This window comes from Leucobacter edaphi, from assembly GCF_016522535.1.
GTDB lineage: Bacteria > Actinomycetota > Actinomycetes > Actinomycetales > Microbacteriaceae > Leucobacter > Leucobacter edaphi.
On sequence record NZ_JAEHOI010000001.1, the window covers coordinates 156,470 to 176,449 of the forward strand.

21 protein-coding genes are annotated in these 19,980 nt (G+C 64.7%); 9 read left to right on the forward strand and 12 right to left on the reverse strand.

The genetic code is table 11. From position 1 onward, the window contains the following. The first annotated feature begins 156 nt into the window (after positions 1-156). The 4 genes from JD292_RS00690 (at position 157) to JD292_RS12070 (ending at position 4,380) form a co-directional block, all read left to right on the forward strand. Complete coding sequence (locus JD292_RS00690) at positions 157-789, forward strand: hypothetical protein (RefSeq protein ID WP_200130809.1); 633 nt, start codon at positions 157-159, stop codon at positions 787-789. Between the two features lie 118 nt (positions 790-907). Then, positions 908-1,093: a hypothetical protein gene (locus JD292_RS12065; protein ID WP_233613114.1), complete on the forward strand. Its 186-nt coding sequence runs from the start codon at positions 908-910 to the stop codon at positions 1,091-1,093. 46 nt (positions 1,094-1,139) lie between these two features. Continuing rightward, positions 1,140-3,908, forward strand: a complete 2,769-nt coding sequence (mobF, locus tag JD292_RS00695; RefSeq protein ID WP_233613171.1) for a MobF family relaxase — start codon at positions 1,140-1,142, stop codon at positions 3,906-3,908. Between the two features lie 88 nt (positions 3,909-3,996). Then, a complete protein-coding gene (locus tag JD292_RS12070; protein WP_233613116.1) occupies positions 3,997-4,380 on the forward strand; it encodes a hypothetical protein in 384 nt (127 codons plus the stop codon). Positions 4,381-4,387: 7 nt separating this feature from the next. On the opposite strand, the gene JD292_RS00700 is transcribed toward JD292_RS12070, so the two are convergent. The 5 genes from JD292_RS00700 to JD292_RS00720 form a co-directional block, all read right to left on the reverse strand. Then, positions 4,388-4,699, reverse strand: coding sequence for a type II toxin-antitoxin system RelE/ParE family toxin (locus tag JD292_RS00700; RefSeq protein ID WP_200130810.1), 312 nt, complete (start codon positions 4,697-4,699; stop codon positions 4,388-4,390). Further along, a complete protein-coding gene (locus JD292_RS00705) occupies positions 4,696-4,980 on the reverse strand; it encodes a ribbon-helix-helix domain-containing protein (RefSeq protein WP_200130811.1) in 285 nt (94 codons plus the stop codon). Before JD292_RS00705 ends, JD292_RS00700 begins: the two co-directional genes overlap by 4 nt. Before the next feature lie 214 nt (positions 4,981-5,194). Next, positions 5,195-5,704 (reverse strand): Pycsar system effector family protein, encoded by a 510-nt coding sequence (locus JD292_RS00710; RefSeq protein WP_200130812.1) that lies wholly within the window; start codon positions 5,702-5,704, stop codon positions 5,195-5,197. Continuing rightward, entirely contained in the window at positions 5,701-6,402 is a 702-nt protein-coding gene (locus JD292_RS00715; RefSeq protein WP_200130813.1) for an adenylate/guanylate cyclase domain-containing protein, read from the reverse strand. The genes JD292_RS00710 and JD292_RS00715 overlap by 4 nt, the downstream gene beginning before the upstream one ends. Before the next feature lie 99 nt (positions 6,403-6,501). Beyond that, positions 6,502-7,203, reverse strand: a complete 702-nt coding sequence (locus tag JD292_RS00720) for an adenylate/guanylate cyclase domain-containing protein (protein WP_200130814.1) — start codon at positions 7,201-7,203, stop codon at positions 6,502-6,504. A gap of 403 nt (positions 7,204-7,606) precedes the next feature. On the opposite strand from JD292_RS00720, the gene JD292_RS00725 reads away from it, so the two are divergent. After that, positions 7,607-8,338 carry a hypothetical protein gene (locus tag JD292_RS00725; protein WP_200130815.1) on the forward strand — a complete coding sequence of 244 codons (732 nt, stop codon included), beginning with the start codon at positions 7,607-7,609 and terminating at the stop codon, positions 8,336-8,338. A 145-nt stretch (positions 8,339-8,483) separates the two neighbouring features. Here JD292_RS00725 and JD292_RS00730 read toward each other — a convergent pair whose 3' ends face one another. Further along, entirely contained in the window at positions 8,484-8,759 is a 276-nt protein-coding gene (locus tag JD292_RS00730; protein ID WP_200130816.1) for a hypothetical protein, read from the reverse strand. Between the two features lie 212 nt (positions 8,760-8,971). Next, on the reverse strand, positions 8,972-9,658 hold the full coding sequence (locus JD292_RS00735) for a hypothetical protein (RefSeq protein WP_200130817.1): 687 nt from the start codon (positions 9,656-9,658) through the stop codon (positions 8,972-8,974). A gap of 113 nt (positions 9,659-9,771) precedes the next feature. On the opposite strand from JD292_RS00735, the gene JD292_RS00740 reads away from it, so the two are divergent. Next, positions 9,772-10,482: a DUF1266 domain-containing protein gene (locus JD292_RS00740; protein WP_200130818.1), complete on the forward strand. Its 711-nt coding sequence runs from the start codon at positions 9,772-9,774 to the stop codon at positions 10,480-10,482. A 24-nt stretch (positions 10,483-10,506) separates the two neighbouring features. Here the strand turns inward: JD292_RS00740 and JD292_RS00745 are convergent, their stop codons facing one another. The 4 genes from JD292_RS00745 to JD292_RS00760 form a co-directional block, all read right to left on the reverse strand. Further along, a complete protein-coding gene (locus tag JD292_RS00745) occupies positions 10,507-12,141 on the reverse strand; it encodes an amidohydrolase (protein WP_200130819.1) in 1,635 nt (544 codons plus the stop codon). Then, positions 12,138-13,544 (reverse strand): purine-cytosine permease family protein, encoded by a 1,407-nt coding sequence (locus tag JD292_RS00750; RefSeq protein WP_200130820.1) that lies wholly within the window; start codon positions 13,542-13,544, stop codon positions 12,138-12,140. The genes JD292_RS00745 and JD292_RS00750 overlap by 4 nt, the downstream gene beginning before the upstream one ends. A 239-nt stretch (positions 13,545-13,783) precedes the next feature. Further along, positions 13,784-14,038: a hypothetical protein gene (locus tag JD292_RS00755; RefSeq protein ID WP_200130821.1), complete on the reverse strand. Its 255-nt coding sequence runs from the start codon at positions 14,036-14,038 to the stop codon at positions 13,784-13,786. 92 nt (positions 14,039-14,130) lie between these two features. After that, the gene (locus tag JD292_RS00760) at positions 14,131-15,072 is read right to left on the reverse strand and encodes an alpha/beta hydrolase (protein WP_200130822.1); all 942 of its coding nucleotides are present in this window, start codon (positions 15,070-15,072) and stop codon (positions 14,131-14,133) included. A gap of 169 nt (positions 15,073-15,241) precedes the next feature. Here JD292_RS00760 and JD292_RS00765 point away from each other — a divergent pair, with 169 nt between their 5' ends. Continuing rightward, positions 15,242-15,805: a TetR/AcrR family transcriptional regulator gene (locus JD292_RS00765; RefSeq protein ID WP_200130823.1), complete on the forward strand. Its 564-nt coding sequence runs from the start codon at positions 15,242-15,244 to the stop codon at positions 15,803-15,805. Here JD292_RS00765 and JD292_RS00770 read toward each other — a convergent pair. Continuing rightward, positions 15,774-16,805 carry a LacI family DNA-binding transcriptional regulator gene (locus tag JD292_RS00770; protein ID WP_200130824.1) on the reverse strand — a complete coding sequence of 344 codons (1,032 nt, stop codon included), beginning with the start codon at positions 16,803-16,805 and terminating at the stop codon, positions 15,774-15,776. The two genes, JD292_RS00765 and JD292_RS00770, sit on opposite strands and share 32 nt — an antisense overlap. A 192-nt stretch (positions 16,806-16,997) precedes the next feature. Here JD292_RS00770 and JD292_RS00775 point away from each other — a divergent pair, with 192 nt between their 5' ends. Both JD292_RS00775 and JD292_RS00780 read left to right on the forward strand, forming a co-directional pair. Continuing rightward, positions 16,998-18,398: an MFS transporter gene (locus JD292_RS00775; RefSeq protein WP_200130825.1), complete on the forward strand. Its 1,401-nt coding sequence runs from the start codon at positions 16,998-17,000 to the stop codon at positions 18,396-18,398. A 56-nt stretch (positions 18,399-18,454) separates the two neighbouring features. Then, on the forward strand, positions 18,455-19,738 hold the full coding sequence (locus tag JD292_RS00780; RefSeq protein WP_200130826.1) for an amidase: 1,284 nt from the start codon (positions 18,455-18,457) through the stop codon (positions 19,736-19,738). Positions 19,739-19,980 lie beyond the last annotated feature (242 nt).

A 19,980-nucleotide genomic window follows, 5' to 3' on the forward strand; every position in this document is an offset into this window, starting at 1 on the left:
TATCTCCACCTTGTACCGGAAGTGGTCTCGACAACCGCAGTAAAAGGCATCGTTGGTGAACCATCTGGCAGCAGTAGATGTCAACTCGACGTTCAGTACGGAGGCATATGTGCTGAATGCAATAACGGCTGGTTGAGGGAAATTGACGAAGCTGCAATGGCGCGGATGCTGAATCTCGCTCGCTTCAATACCCAGGAGATTCCGGCGGGCGAGGTTCTATCAGTTATGCGTTCAGTAACTCGGGCGGCATTGATGACCACATGGGGAAAGCGAGATATCGGAGCGTATCCTGCTGCATCTTTCATTGAGTTTTTCGAGACTCGACTTCCGCCTACAGGAGTCTATATATTCATGGGATTTACTGATTGGTTCTCTATTCATGCCGCTGGTCATCATGCTCTATGGCCTGTAGAAGAATCTGGCGGGGCCCACCTTGTTTCATGGGGCCTTGACCGCCTGTTCATCGTTGCTGTCCTCCCGAAGGATGGTGACTTTGTGTCGGCGACGACCGTGGCGTCCTCACTGCGAAAGAAGTCGAAAGGGTTCCTGAAGCAAGTGTGGCCGAACCGGGTCGGACATGGTTTGAAGATTCCGTCTCAGAACGCACATCGTCTTGATCGCGAGGTCGTCGGCGGTCTCACTCAAATTAAGCCACTGCTCTTTGATGAAGAGCCGTTGATCTTTGACGTCGACCCGGAACGTAGTATTGCGCGCTATAGCGGGATGAGTGAACGAGAGCTTCTTGAAGCCTACGTCACTCGACCGAGCAAACAACCCCCAAATCTCTAGGTCTTCCCTCTCTGGCAGCGTAAAGCCGACTTTGCCGATTGAATCCCCTGCATCCCAAAAAGACCTGTTGATTTGAATGTACGTATGTTACCGTATGTAGTTGCAAGAACATGATTGCATGGAGGTGGTCACGGTGCAGGGCGGTGTGATCTTGTTCCGGGGCACCGGAGCGGATGTGCTGCGCTATGTCGAGGCCGACCGCTCGCGTGCTGACGACTACTACCTGTCCGACAGCACCGGGGTTCAGTACACGGTGCTCGACGCCACGGGCGAAGCTGTGAGCGCGCGCGCTGACAGCCGATGAATACGCGGGCTGGGTGGATTGGATTAATCCTGATACCGGCGAGCAGATGGGAAAGCCCCGTCTGGCGGGGTCGGATCGGCAGGGGTCGCCCCGGTTCGCGGAAATGGTCATCAACACGCCCAAGTCGCTGTCGATCGCTGCCGCCCTGCATCCCGAGGTCTCCAACGCTTTGGACGCGGCGCAGCAAGACGCACTGGCGGAGATTCAGCGGTGGCTCGCGCAGCACTCCGTGACTCGTGTCGGCCCACGAGGTAAGCAAGAGGTCGTGCCGGTCGAGCACATGCAGCTCGTCGGCATTACCCACCGCACGAGCCGGGCCGGTGACCCGCACCGGCATATCCACATGCAGATCGGCACCCGCGTCTTCGCGGCCGGGAAGTGGCGCGGGCTGGACACCGCTGCCCTGTTCCGTCAGCAAGGCGCGATCCGTGCCCTCGGTACCGCCGTGATCGCCGCCAGCCCCGCGCTCGCCTCGGTGCTCGACCGGCACGGCCTCACCCTTGACCCTGTGAGTGGCGAAGTTGCCGAGCTTGAATCGTTCAATGCGCTCATGTCGAAGCGGGGCGAGCAGGTGCGGAAGAACCTGGCCCGGCTCGAAGCCGAATGGGAGACGGCGCACCCCGGCGAGACGATGGGGCGGGTCGTCTCATCTCGGCTCACGGCGCAGGCGTGGGCGTATGAGCGGCCCGCGAAGAAGCCCACGACCTTGCGGGAGGAAGAAGCCTGGCTGACCGAGCTCCGCGAAGCCGGCTACGAGCCCAAGCACCTGACGCGCAGGCCTGCGCGTGCGCCGGTATCGACGGATGGACTCTCGGTGCAGCGGATCGCGTCGCGCGCGTTGGATCGGTGCGCCGCCGCAGAGTCAGCGTGGACTCGCCACACCGTGCAAGAGCACGCGACCCGGATCATTACCGAAGCAGGCGTGCGCGCAACCCCCGGTGAACTCCGCGAGTTGATTGCGGTTGCTACGGCGCTCGCGCTCGAGGATTGCTTCTCGATCCTGCCACCCGACGCCGCTACCCCGGAGCAGGTCGCGCACCTGACGAGTTTGCGGGTGGTGCAGGTCGAGACGGAGCTGCGCGACCTCATCACCGCACGCACACCCGAGCAGGAGCCGGAGCACGCTGATGTGCGTGAGCACGCGCCCGCGCTCGGGCAGCGCCTCGACATAGGCCAGCTCGTCGCGGCCGCAGCGGTCGCCTCGCCTGATCCGCTGGTGATCGTGGAGGGTGCCGCAGGTGCGGGCAAGACCATCATGCTCGCCACCGCGATCCGCGCCACCGAACAGCGAGGCGGCGCGGTGCGGGTGGTTGCGCCGACGAAGCGCGCTGCTGAGGTCGCGCACCAGGAACTCGGCGTGCCCGCCGAATCGGTCGCCGCCCTCGTTCACGCGCACGGCTGGCGGTGGAACGCTGACGGCGTATGGACGCGCCTCGCCGTAGGCGACACCGACCCGGAGACTGGCGCGACCTACACAGGCCCGCCACGAGCAGCACGGTTGCGTCGTGGTGAGCGGATCGTGGTGGACGAGGCGGGGATGCTCGACCAAGACACCGCACTCGCCCTGTTCACCGTCGCCGCAGAGACGGGCGCAACGCTCGCGCTCGTCGGTGACCGGGCGCAACTGCCCGCAGTCGGCAGAGGCGGCGTACTCGACCCGGCCGCGCAACTCCGAGGGCGCACCTTCGACATGGCCGAGATACACCGCTTCACCAACCCCGAATACGCCAAAGTCACCGTGCAGATGCGCGACCGCCGCAACCCCGCTCAAGTGTTCGACCGTCTGCGCGAACTCGGGCTGATCCGTCTGCACGCCGATGCCGACGAGCTGCGCGAACGCCTCGCCACCAGCAGACGAGACGGCGAAGCCCTCACCGTGGCATCCAACGACGAAGCCGCACGGCTGAATGACCGCATCCGTGACGAACGCACCCGCCTGAGTCTCGTCGACGACACCACCACAGCGAGCGGCAGCGACGGTCTGAGTATCGGGCGGGGTGACCTGATCCAAACGCGACGAAACAGTGCCGACTTGGGGGTGGCGAATCGGCAACAGTGGATCGTGCAACACGTCGAGCAGGACGGCTCGCTGTGGGTGCGTGACGCACATAGCGACCGCAAGCGCGAGCACTCGATCCATCTGCCTACCGAGTATGTGCGCGAGCACGCCCATCTGTCCTATGCCGCGACCGCATATGGAGCGCAAGGGGTGACCGTGCCTGCCTCGCACACCGTTCTCGGCGAGCAGATGGGCGGCGCGGCGGTCTATGTCGGCATGACCCGAGGCCGCGAGACAATCACCCTGCACGTCGTCGCTGACGATATGGCCGACGCACGAGCACAGTTCATCGAGGCGATTGAACGCGATCGTGCAGACCGTGGCCTTGCCGACGCGACCGAGCGCGCAGCCGAGGTGGTGCGCGGCCTTGTCGCGGACGGCCCCGTGAAGCTCGTGAGCGATGAGGTTGTCCGTCTCTTGCGCGAGGCCGAGCGTGCCGAAGCAAGAGCGCAGAAGTGGGAGCGGATTGCGGAACGTATCGACCGGCAGCGCGCCGCGCACAAGGCGGAGAACGAGCAGAGCGCCGAGGCGATCCGCGCCGCCGAGACTCGCGCAGCCCAGGCCCGCGCCGAGGTCGTCGCGGAGTTGGTGCCGCAGGCGGTCGAGGACGGCGAAAATATACCTCGCCGCCGTCGCCAACGAGAACACCGCATCGGATCGCCTGGCGACAGTGGGCAGGTTCGCACGACGCAGAGCACGGCAGGAGCACCAGGCCGCAACCGAGCACACCCACGCGGCGCGCAAGCGGGCGCGTGACGCCTGGGGCAGCCTGCCGCGCCAGGCCGACGCGCTCAGCGAGTGGGCGGTGACAGCCGCCGAGCGCCGCGCTGAGGACGACCCGCGCGTGCTCGATACCGCCCGCACTCTCACCGCTGCGCTGACGGAGCACGCGGCGCTCAAAGACCGTCGCGACCGCGAACGCCTCACGTTACTCGCGCAGGAGTTGGGTGCCGAACGGGTGCGCCGCGAACCGATACGAGCGAGGTTTATCCGCCCCGAACGTGAAGCCCGCGACGCGCACGCACAGGCGACAGAGGCTCGCCGTGAAGCCGAGGAACTGCGCGCCCCACCGCCTGAGGAAGCCGCCCTGCTGATTGATACGAAGCGTGCAGCGGCGGAACAAGCACGGCAGCTCGCCGTCGACCGAGCACGACGGTTGCACGGCGCATCCAACCGAGAACCTTCGACCGCGCAGTCTCGACGTGATGATCCTGGTCTCGGGATGTAATCTGTGCTCAGTCGAGACTGTCGAGGATCAGAGCCTCGTAGTCGCTGCCACCGTAGTAGACGCCATGAATCTCAACCTCATTGTCGGTGACTAGGAACGCGATCATCGCTCGCCGACGGAACCCGATCACTCGCATCCCGGGCGTCAGGTCATCCCGAGCACGACCCCGGAGAGGGAAGTCGGCCAGATCGTCGCAGTAGTCATAGATCGAGAGCACGAATCGCTGTGCGATTTCCGGACCAGCTTCGCCCGCGATCCGGTCATAAATCGCGCGCAAATGTTGATGGGCGCGCGGTGAGTAGACGATCCGATGCGTCACGACGAGCTGTCTGCAAGGCGCTCGGCATGCCAACGGGAGAGCTCGGCGCGCATCTCTTCTGAGCTAATGGCCCGCGAGGGATCGGCGCGCAACTCTTCGACAGAGGCGATGACCTCGGTGCGCAGCCAGTTCTCGACTGCTTCGTCGCGCGCGAACAGTGCGCGCAAGCCATCACGCACGACCTCGCTCTCGCTGGCGTATGCGCCGGAGGCGACGCGCTCTTTGAGGGCGTCCGCCATGCTGTTGGGGAGAGTGATGCTGAGTTGCTTCGTGGTGCGCATGATCGAGCCTCGCTTTCGAGTATGACTCAATCCTACTTGAATCTTGCCATCGAGGTAGCGAACAACTGATGATCCTCAGATAAGCACGCGGGCACCCCCAACAGAAGTAGGCCGTGGGGCGCGTAGGCAGGGCCCAAGAACCGAGATGACTATGCCGAGACCATGACCATTCTGATAGGGAGCCGCAGCAGTCTCGGCCCGGAGTAGAAGAAGCCTAGAGTTGCACTAAGCACCAAGCAGTGACCAGCTCGATACCGGCTCCAAGTAGGGTGAATCTCAGAGCCCACTGCGCCCAACGATGTTTTTTCCACGCGATACCAGCCATGATTACTAGCTGCCTCGACAGAACAGAAAGGATGTCGTTCTGCTTTAGAGCGACTTCAAGTTCTTCAGGAGTCCAATGCCTCAAATGGCCGAAGTAAATGAAATTGTTCTTCGACTCGTTCTTCAAAGCGGTCGAACGGCGGAGGCGTGGCACGACTACAAGAGATGCCAACAGAACGCCGCCCAGGAGGCAGGCGAGGCCGAGCCAGTATCCGATCTTCAGCCAAGTATGAGAGATGTCATGGAACACCCTCCCATTTACTGACAAAGCGACCGCCGTGGCCATGGACGCTGACGCTATTGCGAAGATGAATGATGCCTTGGCATCTACCTTGCCCGTCCAATCGGTTTGTGCTTGATGGATGCGCCAAGCTGCATCTACCCCGTCGGAGTTTGTCATGGCGTTCTCCTCCAGCCTGAACTATAGGTAGTGACTATGTGCGGGCCGACTGCGCTCTCACCGCGCTTCTTCCACATGGACTCGCCGTTCTTGGCGGTCTTGTTGTGATCAAACAGGAAATTGTAGATGCGTGAAGTAATGGTGACATTGCCGGATTCGCCGCGAATGCTGCTGAGTTTCGCGGCGATATTCGGGGCAGATCCGATCGATACGAGATCACTGTTGTCTCTCGCCCCACCTCGAACGATGAACGTACTTCCATCGTCAATGCCGCATCGTTGACTGACATGCCAAGACAAAGACTGTTTTTCGAGTCGTGCTTTGATCAAGGGATTGAGCGATTTATCGACAACCCACTGGATATTGAGTGCAGCTTCTACTGCGTCGTTGCGTCGCCTGTCGCCAATGAATATCCCCATTACCCGATCGCCGTCGAAACTCCTGATGTGGCCCCCTTTAGCACGGATACAGTCGACGGCGATACGGAGGTATGAACGAATGACACGCGCGGCGAATTCCGCCTTGAACTTCTTGGATAACAGCGTGGAGTCTGCGAGATCCGCGTAGAGGTAAGTAGCCTCGACTCGTTTGGCACCGTCTTTCTGCTTTACGTCCTGAGTCTTTGGCACTACCCGAGCATCCTGCGCATCCCAAGGGGTGTTGAGTATGTCCTGCAGCTTTGCTTCGAACTCGTCCATCCTCGCGGACATCATGCCTCCTGAGTGTTGGGATTGGATAGGAAATCGATGAGTTGCTGGCGTCCGTGAGGGAAGTGCTGGTCTGGACCTTGAAGCTTGTTATATAGCCCACTGGACCGTCGTGCCATGAACACCTTGTGATTTTCCGCCCACGCTAATGCCGTAGACCCGATCCCAGATCCGCTTATTGCCGTCGTAATAGAGAAAGTTTTCATCCAGTTCATTTTTTACACGGTCCGTGACGAAGGTGGATTGGCCGCTACGAATCTCACTGAGTTTGGCAGCAACGTTGGGTGCTTCTCCTATTGAAATGAGATCATTGTGATTTCTTACGCCACCACGAACGATCAGTGCTTCTCCGGTGTCGATGCCCACTGCATGATTGATCCTGTAGAAATTGTCCCCGTCTGACCAGGTCGACTTGATCGCGGGACGGATTACTTCGGCTACTGCCCACTCGAGTCCTAGTGCAGCCCTCACTGCATTGTGATTCTTCTTCTCGCCAACAAAAATGGCCATGACTCGATCGCCATCGTAGCTGCGAATCTCTCCGCCGCAGTGGCGAAGGATGCGGGCAGCCGTATTGACATATGATCGGATGATCTTTGCGGTGGTTTCAGGCAAGAGCGTTTGCGCGAGCTTGCTTGAGTCAGCTAGATCGGCGTAAAGATATGTGGCGGTTACCCTCTTGCCGCCGTTCTTCAAGACCACATCTTCTGAAGTTGGAACTACGCGCCCATTGGTGATGTTCCAGGGAGCGCTGAAGATCTCGCCAACGCTTGTTTCAACCGAAGGGTACATTCAACTCCTCTGATTAAAAGCTATGCCTATGTGGATTCTATCCGTGGGTTCTCACCTTGTATTAAGTGAGCGGGACAGGGAACGCTCGTAGACCTTTGGGGTAGAGAAACGTTGGGTCGGATTGATCAATGTCTGGGCCATTGTCGGGCCATTCTTTCCGTGAAAAGCAACTGAGACCAACTGACACGCACCGACTGAAACCGCGTGTTTCTGCGGATCGTGCCTATATATACAGTACGGAAAAACACCTGATCAAACTGAAAATCGAAAGGTCACCGGATCGATGCCGGTCGGAGCCACGTAGCGGAGTATTACACCGCTGCTGAACCCCCGCGTAGCTTCTACATCGCGGGGGTTCTTTTCATATCCTGATCCGGGCGTAGAAGCTGCTTAGGAGCGAGAGTTGTCACTGTATTACTCTAGGCGCGCCGCTTTGGAGCTCTTTGACGAGGCACTTCTCAATGCAGTTGCTGCTCAGCAGGAGGAGACCGAAACGGCCGGTAGCGCGTCAGTCTTTCCATTTGCAGCATCAATTAATCGCAGGCGTAAGCTCTATCGGAGTAATGCGGATGTCATTCGGAAGTGCGCAAAAGTAAAGAAGCTGCGTTGGGCCTCGCCGCCCGAGGCTGAGGCCGGGGACGTGGTGGATCTCAGGCTTGGTGAGGCAAGTCTTGGCGTGCATCGGGTGCTCGATGTGCCGGGTGGGGTCTTTCTGCTGAGTGGCGAAGTAGTTTCGGGTGAGATATCGTCGCCAGTTTCAGTCATAGCTGTGGGGTCCCCTGATAATTACTCGCGATACCACGGGCACATCGGGGTTCCGGAAAGCGGATGGTATCCCTCTTCCGCTCACGGGCGGGCGCTCCTGTACGAGAAGGTGGGTCTCCTTCCAACTGGAGGCCTGGATCCTGCTTTTGTCGAGCGGTTCGCTTCGGAGCCCGGGGCTCAGTGGAAATGCTTCAGCATGGTCCATGGCTTGCTGCTCAAAGCTCGCTACAGTGAGGAAGCCGGGTTTCCCAAAGTCGTTGAACGGGTCCGAGTTCAGGCAGTTGTGGAAGATAGGTACGACTCTCGGGACGAAGCTGGCCGTGTGGTCTTCTCAGGGCTGCTTTTGCGGTTGATTCTCGTTGACGGTTGAAACGTAGCTTATGCCTCGGCAGCACTGTCGGAGAAGTGTCCAGAATGGCTCCGTGGGGTGCGTGATTTGGTTTCGCCTTTGGCGCGAGCAAACCCTGCCGAACAAGTAATGCGCGAGGGCAAGGCAGATTTTCCCCCGGACCACCTCACTCCACCCGAATCACCGTCTTCCGTAGCTGCCGAAGGTGCAGGGCGGTGCGGCGCCCGAGCCACACCCAGCAGAGGACTGCGCCGGCCGCGATCACCGCGGAAACCGGCTGCCCGAGCAGAGTCGAGGCCGTGCACGCCGAGGTGAATGCGATCAGGTTCAGGACCACGTCGTAGATCGGCGCGATGAACTTGCGGTTGATCACGTGCAGCCCGGCGATTGCCACACCGGCCCCGAAAGTGAGGGATAGGAGCGCATCGATATGCCAGGTCATGCGATGTTCCTTCGCGCTCGAATGGAGGGGAGTGCCCGCCGGGAGTTTGAGGCCCCAGTGTATCGATAGCGTCGAAGCGGGTTCGGAGCCCGAGGCGATCCTGGGCAGCGCGTAGGGCAGGTCTCACCGTCCCGTGCCCAGCACGCGGCGGGGAGTCCCGCCCGCGCAATCTCGCCACCGTTCGCGCTTCCGCACCGAATGGCCCAGCCTAGTTACCCGGTGAGACCTGGGTTGCTCGCAACAAGCGTGTCGAGTGCAGACTGTGAGTAGTCCGATTTTCCGGTCTCGAAGATGGCAATCCACGCGTTCTCGATGAAGATGTATTGGATCTGGGTTGGGCCCGTCATTCGGTAGTTCTCCGGGTCGTCCGTCTGGTAGCTGAACACGGTGGAGGCGCCCAGCCGAGACTCGGTGTAGTCGGAATCGCGCAGGCTCCGGATCAAGGTTTCGCGAGCGGCCTCGCCGAGTTCAGCGGTGTACTGCGTCACGTTGTTTCCGTGGATGTACAGGTACCAGCGGCATCCCCTCACGGTGGCCGCCGATTCCAGTGCCGCTTGCGCGCTCGGCCCGGCAAGGTGATTGAACACGCCTCTGTCTGCCGGACCATTTGTGACGGTGAGCCCCTCGCCCCACGAGGCGTAAAACTCGGCGCTCTCCTGAATGGCGAGCGGATTTGCTGCGTCACACTCCGGGAATGTGATCGGTGAAGTTCCTGCTTGAGGCTCGGCCGTCGTCTCGCTGGCGGGCGACTCGACCGGCTCGGTCGTAGCGACTTCTGTTCCCGGGGCGTCTGTCGGCGTGCCCGTCGGCGTCGACGGTTCTGCAGCGCAGCCGGCGAGCAGCAGTCCGGCGGCCACCGCCGCGAGGGCCGGAGTCAGGACGTGAATTCGGCTGATCATGATCCAATTCTGGCGCATATTCACGTGCTGTCAGACATCCGGCTCAGGGCCTCGTGGTCCGCCCCGAAAGATCCGATCGCCCCGCGACCCGGAGCGTTGGTACTCTAACCAGCATGGCACCCGAACTGGTCCCCATTGTGCTCGCCGTGTTCGGCGTCGTGATCCTGCTTTGCGTGCTCATGATCGTCGGCGCGGTGAAGATTCGAAAGAAGCGGGCGGGGGTGGCCGCAGCGGCCCCTGGCGCTCCCACCGTGCAGATTCCGTCGGATCCGCGGCTCCGGTTCGGTCCGGCGCTCGCGGCGATGTATGCGCGCAGCGAATGGCACCGGACGCGCGGCGCGAAGCGGACGCTGACGGCAGAGCAGTGCTACTTCGGTTACGGATGCGTGCTCCCGCAGAACGATCTGCGTGCCGCGCTCGCCAGGGACTGGGGCGTGCGTGACGCCGCGTCGGCGCGGCAGCAGATCGCGGCCGGGCTGCAGGCGATCGAGGCGCAGACGGGGTCGGGCGGCGAAGGAGGCCGGGCGCTCTCCGCTGATTCTGCCGCTGAATTGGCGTTTGACCTGGGTCGCGTCGCGAACCTCGTGCGGTGGAGCGGCAGCGCCGGATACCTGCAACTGGCGGAGGCGCAAGACGCATCTGCGGACCTCGGCGCGAGGGCGGCGACCGCGTTCGGCAGCTGGGAGTCCTTCGGTGAGCAGTACGTGAACGGCCTGCGCGCCCACTCCCGAAGCGGGAACCGGACCTTCGAGCAGGCCACGGCGTGGCTCCTCAGCGACGCCGAGAGTCCCTGGCGTCAGCTGCCCTGGCCCGCGGCGGCCTGAGACGCGGGCCCGAACGCGGGCGCTCTACCGCAGAAACACCGTCTCGCCCCCGAGGACGGTGCGCGCCACGCGCAGCCGGTCGAAACTGTGCGGGCCATCGACGGGGCCGGTGAGGAACACGAGGTCGGCATACTTGCCGGGCTCGAGGCTCCCCACCGTGTCAGCCACCCGTGACGCCTCGGCCGCGCCGAGCGTGTAGGCCCGGATGGCGGTTGCGACGTCGAGGCGCTCCTCGGGCTGGGCAGGTTCCCGCGACTCGGCGTTGAGCGCGTGCACGTCGGCGGTCGGCGCGGTGCGGGTGCAGGCGGTGTGGAGACCCCACAGAGGATCGGGGCTGGTCACGGGCCAGTCGCTGCCCATCGCGAGGTGCGCGCCCGAGCGGTGCAGCGATCCGAACGGGAAATGGAATCGCGCGCGGTCCTCGCCAAGGAGCGGGAATTTCCGTTCGAGGATCTCCTGGTCGTTCCGGGCCCACAGCGCCTGCAGGTTAGCGGTGACGCCGAGTCGCGCGAAGCGCGCGAAGTCGGCGGGGTCCACGACGTCGAGGTGGGCGATCTGGTGCCGGCTTCCGGCACCGTTTCGCTCGCGCGCGTAGGCGACGGCGTCGAGGCACTCGCGCACGGCACGGTCGCCGACGCCGTGGAAGTGCACGCTGATGCCCTCGGCGTCGAGCGCGGCGGTGATCGTTTTCAGGTCCTCGGGGGAGATGACGGAGTCGCCGCGAGACTCAGGATGCACCCCGCGATACGGCTCGAGGAGCGCTGCGGTGCAGTTCTCGCAGATCCCGTCCTGCATGATCTTGACGCTGCGCACCGGGAAACCGGCGTCGCTCGCTGCGCGGAGCCGATCCCTCATCTCGGGGAGGTATTCGGGGCCAGCCGATGGCGGCCACCACATCGATCCGGTGACGCGTGCCCGGAGTGAACCGTCCGCGAGGGTGTCGAGGTAGCTGGGGAGACAGTCGGGGAGCGTGAGGTAGGCGCCGAGGATCGCGTCGTGCCAGGCCGTGATTCCGAGCGAAAACAGCCGATCCTGGGCCGCGAGCAGCGCCGCGCGCAGATCTGCCTCGCGGTGCGGGGGAATGAGGCGGGTCACGAGCTCGCCCGCGGTGTCGAACAGCATCCCGGTGGCATCGCCGTTCGCGTCGCGCACGATCCGGCCAGCCGGCGGGTCCGCGGTGTCGCGGTCGACGCCGGCGAGTTCGAGGGCCCGCGTGTTCACCCAGACGCCGTGGGCGTCGTGACTCGTGAAGACGGCCGGCCGGTCCGGGATGAGTTCGTCGAGGAGCTCCCGCGTGGGCAGCCCGCCGGGGAACGCGTCGCCGAACCAGCCCGCGCCGACGATCCATTCGGCATCGCTCGTCGCGGCGAAGTCGCTGATCAGCTCCGAGTATCCGGCGACGGAGTGCGCGGCGTCGAGATCGCAGCCGAGGAGCCCGAGCCCTCCCGCCTGCGCGTGGATGTGGGCGTCATGGAATCCGGGAAGCACCGCCGCACCGGCCGCATCGATCCGCGCGGTGTCGGGCCCGGCGAGGGCGAGGATCTCGGCGTCGCTTCCGACGGCGACGATGCGCCCGTCGCGGATCGCGAGCGCGGTGTCCTTCGACGGCTCCGGCGCCCACAGCTGTGCCCCGGTCACGATCGTGTTCGGCGCGTTCATACCAGTGCCTCCGCGTTCACCCTGCTGCGCTTCCACAGCACGTAGACGACACCGGGGACGAGGAAGCCCACGATCCAAGCGACGTCGACGAAGCCGAGCGGTCCGGCGAGCGGGCCGGTGTACATGGTCGTCACCATGAACGGGACCTGCGCGAGCAGGCCGACGAGATAGCTCGTGAGGCCGATCGCATCCCATTTTCCGTACATGCCGCCGTCGCGTTCGAACATGTCGCCGACCCGGTAGTGCCCCTTGCGGAGGATGAAGTAGTCGGCGAGGTTGATCGCGGACCAGGGGATCAGGACGTACAGCAGGATCGTGACGAAGTCGCTGAAGATCAGGAGGAAGTTGTCCTTGCCGAGCACGGCGGCGAGCAGTGCGACGAGGGCGTACGCGACGGTCATGATGACGCGCTTGCTCGTGTTGATCCTGATCCGCGCAGAGAACGATTCGAGCACGGTGAGCGAGGACATGACCCCGGAGTAGATGTTCGCCGAGTTGATGACCGCGGAGGAGGCTCCGAAGCCGATGAGCACGAGCGGGCCGAACCCGCCCAGCAGCTTCCCGAGCGCGGCCATCGCATCGCCGTCCGCAGTGGTGAGGCCCACGAGCGCCCCGAGGAGCATGACCAGGACCGTGCCAGCGACGAGGCCGAGGAAGGTGGCCCAGAACGCGGCGCGGGAGCCGCTGCCCCTGGGCATGTAGCGCGAGTAGTCGGAGACATACGGGGCGTAGGCGAGCTGCCAGGTGACCCCCACCGCGAGCATCCCGAAGAAACCGGCCGTGTTGTATCCGAGCTCGGCGTCTCCCGCCACATCGAACGTGGCCGGGTTGCTGATCAAGACAAAAATCGAGATCACCACGAGGACGCCGATGAACACCGAGAAGATCCCCATCATCTTGCGCACGAGATCGTATCCGAAGATCGCGACCACGAGGGCGACCACGGCGCACACGACGATTCCGACGTTCACCGAGAGGCCATCGAAGATGGCCGCGAAGCTCTGGGAAGCGACAACGAGGTTCGAGGCGAAGAAACCGAGGAACATGATCACTGCGACGAGCGACAGCAGACTGCCCCCGTAGAAACCGAACTGGCCCCGGGCCTGCAGCATCTGCGGGATTCCGAGCTGCGGTCCCTGAGAGGCATGGAGGGCGGTGGCGATGCCGCCGACGACGTTGCCGATGATCACCGCGACCATGGTCCACCCGAGGGAGAGGCCGAACAGCGTTGGGCCGAGCGCGCCCGTCACCACGGTCAGCGGCAGCATGTTGATGCCAAGCCAGACGAAGAAGAGCCCGCGGGTGGTCCCGTGGCGTTCATTCTCGGGGATCGGATGAATGTGGCGACGCTCGAAGGTGATGATCTTCGTCGTGGTCGCCGAGAGACTCGGGTACTCGCTCATGGGGTTCCTATCGCCATCGATATGGAGTGCTGCGGGGGCGCTCCCGCAGTCGGCCGCGCCGCGGCACCTTCCTCATGCTGGCAGCCACGACGGGGGAGGGAAAATAGCGTTTCCCGGTGGCCTGGAACTGTTTTTTCGATGGGCGGCGGGGCTCTAGCCCTCGGGGCGTTCCCCGCGGCTGGGCGTTGCGCAGGGGCGCCCGAGCGAGCGAGTTCGGGTGCTTGATTCGCCCGTCTGGATCATCCCAGACCGAAGAACCACCCGATCAGGAGGCCGAGAGCGCCCATGAAACAGAGCACGTTGAACGCGAACCGGAAGGTGAAGATTCGGGTGCCGTCGTGCTCGTAGGACTTTCGCGTGCGTCCACCGCGGTACACGATCATCGACAGAATCGCGATCGCGACGACGAAGACCTGGAGCCAGAAGCTCTTGATGGCGACGAAGTTGAGGACCGTTCCCGCGGCGGAGAGCAGGGCCAGGAGGAAGCTCAGCACGATGCCGTCCGTGTCTCAGATGAATGCGGGGAGGGGGCCGTGGCGTCGCTCACGAGCCCGGTCGTGTGCAGGCGGCGACCCATTGCATCAGACTAGCGATCTCTCGCTGGGGCGCGGGTGTGCTCGGCATCGTCGAGCAGCGCCGCCCGCAGCGCGTTCGCCTGCGCGTCCCAGAACTGCCGGGCCGCGCGGCTGTCGGGCGCGAGCGCCTCGAAGCCGTGGTAGCCGCACTCGACCAGCACGTACTCGGTCTCGACCCCGGCCTCCTTGAGCTGTCGCGCAAACAGGGTGTCCTCGTCGAAGAAGAGATCCTCGGTGCCCACGCCGATCCACGTCGAGGGGAGCTCCGCGAGCGCGGTCGCTCGGGCGGGGGCCTCGTAGGGGGTGACGTCCTCGCTGCCAGGCTCGCGGCGCAGATATGTTTCCCAGCCGAAGCGGTTGTGCTTCGGCGTCCAGAGCCGGGCGTGATCGAGGTCCTCGCGGAGCGCGGTCCGGTCGTCGAGCATGGGGGCGATGAGCAGTTGCAGCCGCAGGACCGGCCCGCCGTGATCGCGGGCGTACAGCGCGAGTGCGGCGGCGACACCGCCACCGGCGCTGGCCCCGCCGATCGCCACTCGATCCGGATCGAGACCGAGCTCCTCTGCCCGGTTCACGATCGCGGTGAGGGCGTCGTAGCAGTCGGTCACCGAGGTGGGGGACGGGGCCTCGATCCCGATCCGGTATCGCACCGCTGCGACGGCGATCCCGAGCTCCTGCGCGAAGGCCATGAGGGCGCGATCGTCCTGTTCCGGCGCCCCGCCGACGTGTCCGCCGCCGTGCATCCACAGCAGCAGCGGGAGGGGCCCCGTGCGGTTTCGCGGGCGGATGAACCGAACGTGAACGTGGGAGTTGACCTCCTCCTTCGTGACGACGAGGTCTGCTGGCGGGGTCCGCCTCGGGACCGGGAGGAGGCGCCCGGCCCGGCTCAGGATCGGGCCGACGGGAAGGTGATGAAACCATCGAAGCGGGGTGACACCGGTGATGCGGTGGTTCATAGTTCTCCTCGGGTGAGGTCGGTCGGAGGCGGGAACGACGGTGGTGCGGCCCCGGGAAAGGCCGGTGGAGCTGCGCGCTCGGGCGGGGATCCCGGGCGGTCGTCGGGAAGTAATTTTGCCTCGCGTTCACCCGATGGTCAACTAAGTTGACTAGTGCATACTGTGTGCCATGCGGCATTCCGAGACTGACAGTAAGGGTGAAATTTTCGCTGCCGCCTCGTACCTCTTTTCTGAACAGGGATATTCCGCGACCACCGTGCGGCAGATCGCCCACAGGGCCGGAATTGACCCGGCAATGGTGATTCGTCACTTCCATACAAAAGAGACGCTCTTTCTCGAAACGATGCGCGCGCTGGTGGATCTCGAGCTGCCGATCACCCCGCCGGTCGAGACGCTCGGGCGGCGCATCGTCGGCGCCCTCCTCGACGCGAGCCCCGGGATGCGGAAGACCTATCTCGCGCTCCTCCGGGCGAGCGAGGTCCCCTCGGTTCGGGAGGTCCTGCGCCAGGCGAACAGCCTCGGCATCGTGCGGCCTCTCGAGGAGCTCCTCGAGGGTCCCGATGCGGGCCTGCGCGCCCACGCGACCGCCGCGATGGTCGGCGGCTTCGCCTACGCGCTCTGGCTGCTCGAGGATCCGGCACTCACGGGAGCCGACCGGGAAGCGCTGCTCGAGCACTACGGGAACTCGATCCAGGCGGCGCTCACCGGCCCGTCGTCGAACCTCGCACGATGAGTTCCACGGGGAGTGTTCTGGCGGACATTTCTCCACCTGACATCCCCAGCAGCAACTGTTCCACGGCAGAAACCCCGACCTCCGCGGCGGGGGAGCGCACCGTTGTGAGTGGCACGGGAAGCTGGCCGACGAGCGGGATGTCGTTGTAGCCGACGAGCGAGAGATCGTCCGGGATTCGCAGCCCGCGGTCGCGGGCCACGCCGAGGGCGCCGACCGCTGCCGTGTCGTTGACCGCGAAGATCGCCGTCGGCGGCTCGGGGAGATCCAGCAGGAGATTCGCTCCGGCGATGCCGCCCTCGACCTCGAAATCCGTATGGACGATGAGCTGATCATCGACGGGTATTCCGGCCCGCGTGAGCGCGTCGCGATACCCGAGCGTGCGACGCCACGCGGTGCTCGCGTGGCGCGGCCCCGCGATGATGCCGATCCGCCGGTGGCCGAGCTCAAGCAGGTGTTCCGTCGCGAGCCTGCCCCCGGTGCGGTCGTCGGCGGTGACCGCGGTGATCGAGTCGTTCCCGGTCCGGTTGACCGCGAGCGTCGGTACGCCGCTCGCGCGCATGCGGGCGAGCATTTCCGGGTGTCCGAGGTGCAGGGAGGTGATGAGGAGGCCGTCCACCTGGCGGTCCTGCAGCAGGTCGATGCTGCGCAGCTGCGGCTCCACCTCGTCGGGGGGCGTCGCGATCAGGATCTGGTATCCGGCCGCGGTCGCCGTCGCCTCGATCGCCTGGCAGAGCGAAGCGATCACGCCGTCCGCGAGACGCGGGATGACGACGCCGATGGTGCGGGTGCGCTGGGTGCGTAGCCCCGCCGCGATGAAGTTGGGGCGATAGCCCATCTCGTCCGCGAGCGCCCGGATTCTCCGCACCTCAGCGCTCGGCTCCCGCCCGGGCCGAGTGGGGCGAAGCGCTCGCGACACGGTCGAGGCGTGCACCCCCGCGACGTCGGCGATTTCCTTCAGGGTCGGGACGGGGGTGCGTGCCGACTCGCCGTGCCTCGTCATCCCTGCCCCTTCCGATCGGGCAAAACGCCACTTGACGGGCTGCTCGATTGTCCATATCGTACTAGTCACCCCCACCTTGCAATCGATTGCAAGAAGTGTCAATGTGAACGCGAGGTGCGGGCAAACGGTCATCGCAGAGCGGCGATGCCGGTCGGCAGGCGCGAGGGAGCGTCGTGAACCAGAAGGACCCACATGACCCAGAACATCTCCGCCGGAGCCCGGCCCCAGGTAACTTCGCCAGCCAAAGTGGCGTTCGCGAGTTTCATCGGGACCGCCGTCGAATGGTACGACTACTTCCTGTTCGGAACCGCGGCCGTGCTGGTCTTCAACCACCAGTTCTTCCCGAACCTTGACCCGACGGCCTCGACCCTCGCGTCCCTCGCCACCTTCGCCGTCGCGTTCATCGCGCGCCCGCTCGGAGGCATCGTGTTCGGGCACTTCGGCGATCGCTTCAGCCGAAAGTCGATGCTCGTGTGGTCGCTCCTGATGATGGGCCTTTCGACGTTCCTCGTCGGCCTGCTCCCGACCTATGATCAGGTCGGGCTGCTCGCGCCCGCCCTCCTCGTCGCCGCACGGGTGATCCAGGGCGTCGCGGTCGGCGGGGAGTGGGGCGGCGCCGTGCTCATGGCGCTCGAGCACGCACCCGAATCGAAGCGGTCGTTCTACGCGAGCTGGCCGCAGGCCGGGGTCCCCGCGGGTGTCGTGCTCTCGAGCTTCGCCTTCTTCCTCGTCCAGCTGCTCCCCGAGGAGCAGCTCCAGGCGTGGGGCTGGCGGATCCCGTTCCTCTTCTCCGCGGTGCTCATCGTGATCGGCATGGCCATCCGCCTGAAGCTCACCGAGTCGCCGGAGTTCGAGGCCGCGAAGCAGCTCGAGCAGCCCGCCGCGCGCCAGAAGATCCCGTTCATCGAGATGCTGCGCAGCTCCAAGCGCGCCCTGATCGTCAGTGTGTTCTCGCTCGCTGGATCCAACACCCTGTTCTACGTTGCGACGGTCTACCTGCTCTCCTACGGCACCTCGAATCTCACGTTTGATCGGGGAATGATCCTGCTCGCGGTCGGCGCGGGCGCACTGCTCGACGTGTTCGCGATCCCGCTGGTCGCCACGTTCGCGGACCGCTTCGGCCGCCGCCGCATGATGATCGTCGGGTCGCTCGTGACCGTCGCGTGCTCCTTCCCGATCTTCTGGCTCTTCAACCTGGGCGGCTGGGGCGTCTTCGCGGCGCTCGTCATTGCGATGCCGATCGCCCACTCCTTCGTGTACGCGACGGTATCCGGTTTCATCGCGACGCTGTTCACCCCGAGCGTCCGCTTCACCGGCACCTCCGTCGCCTACCAGGTCGGTGGCATCGTGGCATCCGCTCCGGCGCCGATCCTCGCGACCATGCTCTACACGCAGTTCGGAAGCTACGTCGCGGTGGCCGCATACCTGCTGGTCACGAACCTGATCGCTCTCATTGCGGTGCTGTTCGCGCCGAAGGAGGTCCCGATCACGCGCGCGGTGCCCGTCGTCCCCGCTGCCGTCGAGGCAGAGGAGCGCCGCGGGCTGCACCGCGGCGCTGAGGCAGCGGGCGAGGACGAGCCCTCATGGGCATGAGCGGTACGGTCGAACCGAGGCGGACGAGCCCCGACCGGGCCCTGGAGGTGGGCGAGATGGAATCGGTATCTGAACAGGTCCTTGCTATGGAAGCGGGCGAGGTGAGTTCCGAGGAACTCACCCGTCGCGCGCTCGAGCGAGCCGCGGCATCCGGTAAGACGTTCATCACCGTCGACGGCTCGGCCCTGGCGGCGGCCGCCGCCTCGGATCAGCGACGCGCCGCGGGGAAGCCGCTCAGTCGGATCGACGGCGTCCCCACCGCGATCAAAGACGTCATCGACACCGCCGGACTGCGCACCACGATGGCTTCCGAGTTCTTCCGCGACAACGTCCCGGAGTCGGACGCGGAGATCGTCACCCGGCTGCGGGATGCGGGCGCGATCATCGTCGGGAAGACGAACGCTCAGGAGTTCTCGTACGGAATCCGCGGCGATTCCGGGGCCTTCGGATACGTGCCGAACCCGTACGACGAGTCGCGGGTCTCCGGCGGATCAAGCTCGGGGTCGGCCGCTGCGGTGGTGCAGGGAGTGGTGGCGTACTCGGTGGGTTCCGACACCGCCGGTTCGGTGCGGGTGCCAGCGGCGCTCTGCGGTGTCGCCGGTTTCAAGCCAACGCTCGGGCTGATCGACACGGCCGGCGCTTTCCCGCTCTCGCAGAGCTTCGACACGCTCGGGTTCCTCGCCTCCGATGCGGAGGGCATCGACCTCGTTATGCGTGAGGCCGGGTATCTCTCTGCCCCCGCCGCTGACGGGGAGGCGAGCGTTCGGCTGACCGCGTTGGATGACCTTCGCGCCCAGGTCGCCGATGCGGCTCCGGCCGAGGCCTACGATGCGGCGATCTCTCGTGTACCCGCGCAGCACGGCGCGCTCTTCCCCGAGGGGAGCGAGGTGTTCGACTTCGACGAGCTGTACCGGGTCGTGCGGTCGCGGGAGGCCTACCTGATCCACGAGGATCGGGTCGAGCGCTCGCCCGAGCGGTTCCAGCCCGAGGTGCTCGCGAACCTGCGCGCGGGTGCAGAGGTCACGGACGAGGAGGTGCGATCGGCGCGCGCTGAGATCGCCCGCGCGCGTGCAGCGATGGCCGAGCGATTCGCCGATGACGAACTCCTGATCAGCCCGACCACGCCGATCCTCGCGCCCGAGGCCGGCGCAACGGCGGCGAGTGGGCCGCTCGCCTCGCTCACGGTGATCTGGAACGTGCTCGGGTGGCCCGCGATTTCGATCCCGATCTGGGTTCCCGGTTGTGCGCTCCCGCAGTCGATCCAGATCATCGGAAAGCCCGGCCGGGATCGCTCGGTCCTGCGGGCAGCGGCAGCGTTGGAACGGGAGCTTCGGGCCTAGTTCGGCGGGAAGCTGCATTGGGTCTCGCGCTCTGACGCCTCGGCGCGCCCGTCGCGGCGCCGAGGCGTCAGCTTCGCGCGAGAAAGCGAGTACGCTGCGTGGAAGCCCAGTGGGCAGGTCAGAGTGGAGCGGGATGGAAACGACTCATGGGCCCTGGGGAAGCGGGGCGGTTCTCCCACTGGTCGAATCTCTCTCATGCGTGACAGTCCTTGCCGTGGGTGTCGTCTCGGTTCTGTGTCTTC

Excerpts from the sequence above, each read along its gene's own strand:
- mobF (WP_233613171.1), top strand. The coding sequence starts at position 1,140 with ATGGGAAAGCCCCGTCTGGCGGGGTCGGATCGGCAGGGGTCGCCCCGG.
- JD292_RS00770 (WP_200130824.1), bottom strand. The coding sequence starts at position 16,805 with ATGACGAGGCACGGCGAGTCGGCACGCACCCCCGTCCCGACCCTGAAG.
- JD292_RS00750 (WP_200130820.1), bottom strand. The coding sequence starts at position 13,544 with ATGAGCGAGTACCCGAGTCTCTCGGCGACCACGACGAAGATCATCACC.
- JD292_RS00730 (WP_200130816.1), bottom strand. The coding sequence starts at position 8,759 with ATGACCTGGCATATCGATGCGCTCCTATCCCTCACTTTCGGGGCCGGT.
- JD292_RS00705 (WP_200130811.1), bottom strand. The coding sequence starts at position 4,980 with ATGCGCACCACGAAGCAACTCAGCATCACTCTCCCCAACAGCATGGCG.
- JD292_RS00710 (WP_200130812.1), bottom strand. The coding sequence starts at position 5,704 with ATGACAAACTCCGACGGGGTAGATGCAGCTTGGCGCATCCATCAAGCA.
- JD292_RS00740 (WP_200130818.1), top strand. The coding sequence starts at position 9,772 with ATGGCACCCGAACTGGTCCCCATTGTGCTCGCCGTGTTCGGCGTCGTG.
- JD292_RS00715 (WP_200130813.1), bottom strand. The coding sequence starts at position 6,402 with ATGGACGAGTTCGAAGCAAAGCTGCAGGACATACTCAACACCCCTTGG.
- JD292_RS00745 (WP_200130819.1), bottom strand. The coding sequence starts at position 12,141 with ATGAACGCGCCGAACACGATCGTGACCGGGGCACAGCTGTGGGCGCCG.
- JD292_RS00775 (WP_200130825.1), top strand. The coding sequence starts at position 16,998 with ATGACCCAGAACATCTCCGCCGGAGCCCGGCCCCAGGTAACTTCGCCA.
- JD292_RS00735 (WP_200130817.1), bottom strand. The coding sequence starts at position 9,658 with ATGATCAGCCGAATTCACGTCCTGACTCCGGCCCTCGCGGCGGTGGCC.
- JD292_RS00765 (WP_200130823.1), top strand. The coding sequence starts at position 15,242 with ATGCGGCATTCCGAGACTGACAGTAAGGGTGAAATTTTCGCTGCCGCC.
- JD292_RS00720 (WP_200130814.1), bottom strand. The coding sequence starts at position 7,203 with ATGTACCCTTCGGTTGAAACAAGCGTTGGCGAGATCTTCAGCGCTCCC.
- JD292_RS00760 (WP_200130822.1), bottom strand. The coding sequence starts at position 15,072 with ATGAACCACCGCATCACCGGTGTCACCCCGCTTCGATGGTTTCATCAC.
- JD292_RS00780 (WP_200130826.1), top strand. The coding sequence starts at position 18,455 with ATGGAATCGGTATCTGAACAGGTCCTTGCTATGGAAGCGGGCGAGGTG.
- JD292_RS00690 (WP_200130809.1), top strand. The coding sequence starts at position 157 with ATGGCGCGGATGCTGAATCTCGCTCGCTTCAATACCCAGGAGATTCCG.
- JD292_RS12065 (WP_233613114.1), top strand. The coding sequence starts at position 908 with ATGGAGGTGGTCACGGTGCAGGGCGGTGTGATCTTGTTCCGGGGCACC.